Genomic DNA, 6624 nt, shown 5'->3' with positions numbered 1-6624 from the left:
AGGGGACGTCCTATCTCTAGGATTGTCAGAGGATGTCAAGACCTGGTAAGGTTCTTCGCGTTGCTTCGAATTAAACCACATGCTCCACCGCTTGTGCGGGCCCCCGTCAATTCCTTTGAGTTTCAGTCTTGCGACCGTACTCCCCAGGCGGAGTGCTTAATGCGTTAGCTGCAGCACTAAGGGGCGGAAACCCCCTAACACTTAGCACTCATCGTTTACGGCGTGGACTACCAGGGTATCTAATCCTGTTCGCTCCCCACGCTTTCGCTCCTCAGCGTCAGTTACAGACCAGAGAGTCGCCTTCGCCACTGGTGTTCCTCCACATCTCTACGCATTTCACCGCTACACGTGGAATTCCACTCTCCTCTTCTGCACTCAAGTTCCCCAGTTTCCAATGACCCTCCCCGGTTGAGCCGGGGGCTTTCACATCAGACTTAAGAAACCGCCTGCGAGCCCTTTACGCCCAATAATTCCGGACAACGCTTGCCACCTACGTATTACCGCGGCTGCTGGCACGTAGTTAGCCGTGGCTTTCTGGTTAGGTACCGTCAAGGTACCGCCCTATTCGAACGGTACTTGTTCTTCCCTAACAACAGAGCTTTACGATCCGAAAACCTTCATCACTCACGCGGCGTTGCTCCGTCAGACTTTCGTCCATTGCGGAAGATTCCCTACTGCTGCCTCCCGTAGGAGTCTGGGCCGTGTCTCAGTCCCAGTGTGGCCGATCACCCTCTCAGGTCGGCTACGCATCGTTGCCTTGGTGAGCCGTTACCTCACCAACTAGCTAATGCGCCGCGGGTCCATCTGTAAGTGGTAGCCGAAGCCACCTTTTATGTTTGAACCATGCGGTTCAAACAACCATCCGGTATTAGCCCCGGTTTCCCGGAGTTATCCCAGTCTTACAGGCAGGTTACCCACGTGTTACTCACCCGTCCGCCGCTAACATCAGGGAGCAAGCTCCCATCTGTCCGCTCGACTTGCATGTATTAGGCACGCCGCCAGCGTTCGTCCTGAGCCAGGATCAAACTCTCCGATAAATGGATCACAGGTTAAGTTCACCGCACCCTGCGGCGACACCTGTGTGACCTGCGTCGTGCAGGCCCTAGTTTGACTGACTACGCACATCGCTGTGCGATTTTTTAAAAACTGAATTAACAGGTACGTTTTGTCTTGTTTAGTTTTCAAAGATCATTTTCACTTCTTGTTGAAGCGACTTTATTAATATAACATTTTGACTTTCTTTTGTCAAATGTTTTTTTGATTTATTTTCCCGCCGCTGTGAGCTTGTTTTCTCAGAAGCGCATCAGCGACGTTTAATAATATAACACGGTCAAGAATCAGAGTCAACACCTTTTTTAAAAGAATATCCTCGGTGATAGACAGCCTGTCCTTTCGTTTCTATCTGGCAGACGTTGATAAGTCCCTTTTCCGTCAAGTAATCAAGCATAACGCCAAGATCTTGGGTAAAGTGCTTTAGGTCATGATGTTGAAGAAGCTCACCGAATTGCCAAATGTCTTTTTCTTTCATTACTTCGAAAAGATGCGCCGAACCGATCTCGGCTTTGGAATGGATGAGAAAATCATTTGCTAAGAATAATAATTCAAGTCTTTTTTCCAGGCTCTCATGACTTTCAATCAGCTCGGAATATAATTTGTACACCTGGGGCTCCATCTGGCGCACTTGGCTCCACACCGTGGTTTCGGGATGGAATCCTCTGTCGATTACTTCAATACGTGCTAAATGATGCAGCGCATGAACAACGGCATTGTAGGCATCTAAAAATTGATTGGCTTCAAAAAAAGCTTTCCCTTCAACATACCTTCTGATTAATTTGCCGTATTCGAGTCCGATCTTCAGTTTACGTTCGGCAAACGGAAATGTATTCAGCCTGTCAATCAGTTCAACTACGTATTCATTACGGTCAAACAAGACTCTGCCATTTACAATCCAATCTATGATTCTTCTATTTGTTCCAAGCAAAATCCATTCTTGAATCTGAGAATCTGTTACCACATGCAAAGAAGCTGTTTGATGATCAAATTCATAATGCTTTATAAAAACTGGCTCATCAGCATCCTTTACAATCACCAGCAAAGCTGCATCAAAGTTATCTGTTAAGGAAGATGTTTTGTTTCTTCTCTCAATCATAATGACAGCCAATGTATTGGGGTGACTTGCTCTTTCTTGGTAAATTGGACGGAGAAGATTTTCCATCACTATTCCTCCAATGCAATTGTTCAAATTTTTTTATTCTCTATTTGATTCAATTCTATGGTTAAAACGAAATTCCTTTTTTCTAAACACATTGAACTATTATAAACAATTTCACAGTAACTCTCCATATGTAAATTCCAGTTCAACCGAAAACATGAAGAAAATCCCATCGGGTTTGTGCTATAGTTAAAACAGAGGGGGATGGACATGGCGAAATACTCCAGCAAAATTAATAAAATCAGAACATTTGCGTTAAGTTTGGTTTTCGTTGGGTTTATCATTATGTACATCGGGATCTTTTTCAAAGAGTCAGTTTTGCTTTCTAGTTTGTTTATGATACTTGGGCTTTTATCCATCGGTCTCAGCACGGTAGTTTACTTTTGGATCGGAATGCTTTCGACTAAAGCGGTTCGCGTCATTTGTCCAGGCTGTGATAAAGAGACAAAGGTTTTAGGAAGAGTCGATATGTGCATGCATTGCCGAGAGCCGCTGACTTTAGATAAGGGATTAGAAGGAAAAGAATTTGATGAGTCTTATAATAAAAAGAAAATGTCGAAATAAAATAAGCTGACCGTTTCGTGCGGTCAGCTTATTTTTAATGATTTTCTTTTTTCGAACACTCTTGGCAGACGCCGTAAATTTCTAAACGGTGGTGGCTTACCTTGAAGCCCGTGACGTGGGCAGCGAGCTGCTCCACTTCATCAAGGCCCGGGTAGTGGAAGTCCACAATTTTACCGCAGTTTTCGCAAATCGCGTGATAGTGATCGGATGTGACAAAATCGAATCTGCTGGAAGCATCACCGTATGTGAGCTCTTTTACCAAACCTGATTCCCGGAACACACGCAAATTGTTATATACCGTCGCTACGCTCATGTTAGGAAATTTCCCTTCCAGAGCTTTATATATATCGTCCGCTGTTGGATGAGCCATAGAGTTAACGAGATATTCCAGAATCGCATGACGTTGAGGAGTAATGCGAACTCCGGTTTCCTTCAACGTTTCTAAGGCTTCTTTTAGTTCATGTGCAGCCATCCGTCATGCACCTCTCTTCTAAAAAAAATTCTTACATTGTAATGTTTATAATTAGTGTAACTCTTTCTACGATAATTTGTCAATTGATATCAGGGTAAAAGTAAGCATAGGCTCATAGAGATTTACTTTTCCGACATATCTTTGAGGGTTTGAAGCGCTTCGGCTACATGGTCCTTTACTTTTACTTTTCTCCATTCTTTAATGAGCCGGCCTTCTTTATCAATTAAAAAAGTGGAACGCTCGATTCCCATATACTCTTTTCCGAAGTTTTTCTTCAGCTTCCACACATCAAATGCTTCCGCCAGCTTATGCTCGTCATCAACAAGAAGCAGAAATGGAAGGTTATGCTTCTCTTTAAATTTTCCGTGTTTTTCCTGGCTGTCCGGGCTGACGCCGATAATGACGGCATCCAGTTCGGCGAAGCTTTCGTGACTGTCCCGAAAATCGCATGCTTCAGTTGTACATCCCGGTGTCATGTCCTTTGGATAAAAATAAAGCACGATGTACTTTCCTTTATAATCCGATAATTTTACTGTTTCCCCATGATCACCTTTTAACTCAAGATCAGGCGCTTTTTGTCCGATTTCTATAGTCATTACGTTACCTCCGGATGTTTTTTTATTAAGCGTATCCAATTCTTGTCCAGATTACAACCATCTCAGCTGAATCTGAAGCCCGAAGCCATTGTTCTTGTTCGGAAGCATGCTACAATAGAAAGGACGCATGGAGATATAGGAGGTTTTTATTCTTGCATACAAAATCAATTGAACTTCACAATGAGGCATTACAGCACATTGTCGGCGGTGTAAACAGCCCGTCTAGATCATATAAAGCAGTCGGCGGCGGTTCTCCTGTTGCAATGGAGAAAGCAAGCGGCGCTTATTTTTGGGATGTGGACGGCAACAAATACATCGATTATTTAGCGGCGTACGGTCCGATTATTACAGGACATGCCCATCCGCATATTACAGAAGCGATTAAAAAAGCAGCAGAGAACGGTGTATTGTATGGAACACCAACGAAACACGAGGTTACATTTGCAAAAATGCTCAAAGAAGCCATTCCCGCTATGGACAAAGTAAGATTCGTCAATTCGGGTACAGAAGCCGTTATGACGACCATCCGCGTGGCTCGCGCATATACAGGCCGGACAAAAATCATTAAATTTGCGGGCTGCTATCACGGGCATTCGGACCTTGTGCTTGTCGCCGCAGGCTCCGGTCCGTCTACTCTCGGCACACCAGACTCAGCCGGTGTACCGAAAAGCATTGCAAACGAAGTGATCACAGTACCATTTAATGATATCGATAGCTATAAAGCGGCTCTTGATAAATGGGGCAGTGAAATCGCGGCAGTTCTCGTTGAACCGATTGTCGGTAACTTCGGTATCGTCGAGCCGAAAGAGGGCTTCTTAGAAAAAGTAAATGAATTGACACATAATGCAGGCGCTCTCGTTATTTACGATGAAGTCATTACGGCTTTCCGCTTTATGTATGGCGGCGCGCAGGATCTCTTACAGGTGAAACCAGATTTAACAGCACTCGGGAAAATTATCGGCGGCGGACTTCCGATTGGCGCCTATGGCGGCAAACAAGAAATCATGGAGCAGGTAGCTCCGCTAGGACCTGCTTATCAGGCAGGAACAATGGCAGGGAACCCCGCTTCCATCCTATCAGGCATCGCTTGTCTGGAAGTGCTCAAAGAAAAAGGCGTGTATGAAAAGCTTGATCACCTTGGCGCTATGCTTGAGGAAGGCATTTTGAAGCACGCAGAAACACACGGCATCACCATTACGGTCAACCGGTTAAAAGGTGCGCTCACGGTATATTTCTCTGATGAGAAAGTGGAAAATTACGAGCAGGCTGAACGGAGTGACGGAGAAACATTCGCTACGTTTTTTAAGCTGATGCTGGAACGCGGAATTAATTTAGCACCTTCTAAGTATGAAGCTTGGTTTATTACCACAGCACATACAGAGCAGGATATTAAAGACACGCTTACAGCGGTCGAAGATGCATTTAAACATCTAAAAAACTAGAATCAAATACCTTGAACAGGAGCTTTGAGCTCCTGTTTTTTTTATGGAATCAAACAACGTGTAAGATTTTGGTCTTTTTCTAGAAAAATAGCTTGAATATTTGTATCGATCCCTGTATATTACTTAATTGTTTAGCAAATAAACTAACCGGGAATTTTAAGGATTAGCCCATTTGCTATGTCACACAATTTACTATAGAAAGGAATGCACGCACAAACCAATGAAACTTGGTGCCCGCATTTTCAAAACCGGGATTGCGATTACACTTGCCCTTTATTTGGCTTCGTGGATCGGGCTTCCCGCGCCGATTTTCGCTGGAATTGCAGCGATATTTGCGATCCAGCCGTCGATTTACCGCTCTTTTCTCATTATTATTGACCAGGTTCAAGCAAATATCATCGGAGCTGTGATTGCCACAGTGTTCGGCCTTATTTTCGGACCCAGCCCGATTATGATCGGGTTAACAGCAGTTATTGTCATTACAATCATGCTGAAACTTAAAATTGAACATACAATTTCAATTGCTCTTGTAACAGTCATTGCGATATTAGAATCTGCCGGTGACGACTTTTTAATGTTCGCGCTGATCAGAACAAGCACAGTCATCTTAGGGGTGCTTTCTTCCTTTATCGTCAACCTTGTGTTTTTGCCTCCTAAGTACGAAACAAAGCTGATTCATAATACCGTCGAAAACACCGAAGAAATTATGAAGTGGATCAGATTGTCCATGCGGCAGTCGACAGAGCATTCGATTTTGAAAGAGGATATTGAAAAACTGAAAGAAAAAATGATCAAGCTTGATCAGACATATCTTCTATATAAAGAAGAAAGAAGTTACTTTAAGAAAACGACTTATGTGAAATCAAGAAAGCTTGTCCTGTTCAGACAGGCCATTATTACTGCAAATCGGGCGCTTGATACATTGAAGAAGCTGCATCGTCTGGAAAACGAGATCTATCATATGCCGGAAGAGTTTCAGGAAACATTGACTGAAGAACTTGATTACCTGCTTTACTGGCACGAACGGATTTTGATGAGGTTTGTCGGAAAAATCAAACCGCATGATGACGCGGTTGAAGAAGGCATCCGGTATAAGCAGCTTTTAACAAAGTCATTTTTAAAAAATCAGCAGAATACGGATGAGGAGCTTATTGATTACAACATGCTCAATATTATGGCAAGCGCCGTGGAATATCGCGAGCAGCTTGAACATTTAGAAACACTTATCACAAGTTTTCAAACGTATCATCCGAAAGACTGCGAAATAGAAACAGAAGAGTAACCCGGTTAAACAGCCGGGTTTTTTTATATACAAAAAAATCTTATATCCTTCGTTAA

6 protein-coding genes and 1 rRNA gene (1 of these 7 cut by a window edge) are annotated in these 6624 nt (G+C 43.4%); 3 read left to right on the top strand and 4 right to left on the bottom strand.

The annotated features are described in order from the left end of the window. Positions 1 to 1037, bottom strand: a 16S ribosomal RNA gene (locus MHI44_RS16235); it reaches 513 nt to the left of the window's first position. A gap of 293 nt (positions 1038 to 1330) precedes the next feature. After that, complete coding sequence (locus MHI44_RS16230) at positions 1331 to 2215, bottom strand: nucleotidyltransferase-like protein (RefSeq protein ID WP_003243727.1); 885 nt, start codon at positions 2213 to 2215, stop codon at positions 1331 to 1333. A 207-nt stretch (positions 2216 to 2422) separates the two neighbouring features. Here MHI44_RS16230 and MHI44_RS16225 point away from each other — a divergent pair, with 207 nt between their 5' ends. Further along, positions 2423 to 2776 carry a YgzB family protein gene (locus tag MHI44_RS16225; protein ID WP_014479226.1) on the top strand — a complete coding sequence of 118 codons (354 nt, stop codon included), beginning with the start codon at positions 2423 to 2425 and terminating at the stop codon, positions 2774 to 2776. A gap of 34 nt (positions 2777 to 2810) precedes the next feature. On the opposite strand, the gene perR is transcribed toward MHI44_RS16225, so the two are convergent. Continuing rightward, positions 2811 to 3248, bottom strand: a complete 438-nt coding sequence (perR, locus tag MHI44_RS16220; RefSeq protein WP_003223285.1) for a peroxide-responsive transcriptional repressor PerR — start codon at positions 3246 to 3248, stop codon at positions 2811 to 2813. A gap of 122 nt (positions 3249 to 3370) precedes the next feature. Beyond that, positions 3371 to 3844, bottom strand: a complete 474-nt coding sequence (bcp, locus tag MHI44_RS16215) for a thioredoxin-dependent thiol peroxidase (RefSeq protein WP_003233532.1) — start codon at positions 3842 to 3844, stop codon at positions 3371 to 3373. Between the two features lie 152 nt (positions 3845 to 3996). Here bcp and MHI44_RS16210 point away from each other — a divergent pair, with 152 nt between their 5' ends. After that, entirely contained in the window at positions 3997 to 5286 is a 1290-nt protein-coding gene (locus MHI44_RS16210; protein WP_029317453.1) for a glutamate-1-semialdehyde 2,1-aminomutase, read from the top strand. A 220-nt stretch (positions 5287 to 5506) separates the two neighbouring features. After that, complete coding sequence (locus tag MHI44_RS16205) at positions 5507 to 6568, top strand: aromatic acid exporter family protein (RefSeq protein ID WP_003233537.1); 1062 nt, start codon at positions 5507 to 5509, stop codon at positions 6566 to 6568. Positions 6569 to 6624: the final 56 nt, after the last annotated feature.

The organism is Bacillus sp. FSL K6-1366 (genome assembly GCF_037976695.1).
Taxonomy (GTDB): domain Bacteria; phylum Bacillota; class Bacilli; order Bacillales; family Bacillaceae; genus Bacillus; species Bacillus subtilis.
Note: the sequence above shows the minus strand (reverse complement) of the source record. Positions and strands in the feature narration are given on the sequence as shown.